The sequence below is a fragment of the Yersinia sp. Marseille-Q3913 genome (assembly GCF_963892745.1).
Classification (GTDB): Bacteria; Pseudomonadota; Gammaproteobacteria; order Enterobacterales; family Enterobacteriaceae; genus Yersinia; species Yersinia bercovieri.
The window spans coordinates 1-1,179 of sequence record NZ_CAWQAF010000074.1; the positions used below are offsets into that span (position 1 = coordinate 1).

Here is a 1,179-nt window from a genome sequence, read left to right on the forward strand (position 1 = left end):
GCTGTAGTATGCACTCAAAAAAAAACCGACTCCATTAAATTGGGTCGGCTTTTTTGTTTTTAATTAATGTGTCCGCGCAGCAGCTGCATCGCTGGCTGATATGATAACCAGGCATTACTGTTGTCACCTGCAACTTCGGTAAAAATGGCTATTAAGCGTTGAAATACTTCATCGTGTTTCGTTTTATCGAATTGTACGGGCATTGAAAACAAGTTGAGCAATCGAGCGCACTCATCGCGCAGGTTCTCAGCACGAGACGCACTCAATGCTTGCAACCTGTGCCCCTCCCGTGTGTCTAGCTGAACTATCAGCATCATGGCACATAGTCGTACCATTTCGGTGTAACCTCGCTGATAATCCAGGTTGTTATCGCTCATCGATGTGCCTCAGTATTTAGGTAAAAGCGGCTGACTTTCTTGCCATAAGCGTTCAAATTCCCGTTCGTAGACCGCGACCAACTGCGGCTGGTTCCGCACGACTAGAACGTTTTCAGCATTACGCTTGTCTGCACTGACCGAATAGTTATAGCTCCCTGTCTGGAGCGTATTACTGTCGGCCAGAATTATCTTATTGTGCATTATAGAGTAATTATCATTTAGGCGAATAGGAATGCCCTGATTGGCAAGGAATGTCACCGCGGTATAGCTATCGCTGTTACTTTTCTTGTCGGCTACCACCCTGACGCTAACCCCTCGTTGTTTGGCCGCCACCAAAGCTTGCGCTATTCCTTTATCGGTAAAAGAGTAAGCCTCCATGTTCAAGGTATTCTGAGCCAGGTTAATAACATCCAGTACGGCAACCCTAGCCGAATGCGAAGGGGAGAAGCCAACAGTGAACGCCGGCATCGCGAAAGTAGGCCAAGACAGTGTTAATGTGGCCAGGATTATCAACGGAGAACTTTGCGCAAAAAAGCGATGTTTCATTTTTATATATTCTCCATTCATCCTAGCGTTACTTCATTGGCTATCTCGATAACATTAAAGTCACTGGTCCCAAAATCTTGGAAGTTGTGCCACATAGTTAGGCACAGTGGGCAGGTAATTTTACCGTCAACTGGTGAAGGTATTAATTCGATGTCTGTTGCACGAAACTCAACGCAGCAAAGCGATTTAAAACCTATTACATCGGTAGCTATGTGGGTCAGATATTCTTCTTTTCCCAAATGGGGGGGATAGAAAT

The 1,179-nt window shown here is 45.5% G+C and carries 3 protein-coding genes; all 3 read right to left on the reverse strand.

Features of this window, described 5'->3' with window-relative positions:
• Positions 1-59: 59 nt before the first annotated feature.
• Positions 60-377, reverse strand: a complete 318-nt coding sequence (locus AACW11_RS18160) for a hypothetical protein (protein ID WP_145592830.1) — start codon at positions 375-377, stop codon at positions 60-62.
• A 9-nt stretch (positions 378-386) separates the two neighbouring features.
• A complete protein-coding gene (locus tag AACW11_RS18165; RefSeq protein WP_186370931.1) occupies positions 387-923 on the reverse strand; it encodes a phospholipase D family nuclease in 537 nt (178 codons plus the stop codon).
• A 17-nt stretch (positions 924-940) separates the two neighbouring features.
• Positions 941-1,179, reverse strand: a 239-nt coding sequence (locus AACW11_RS18170) for a hypothetical protein (RefSeq protein WP_212587050.1), incomplete at its 5' end; no start/stop codon positions are given.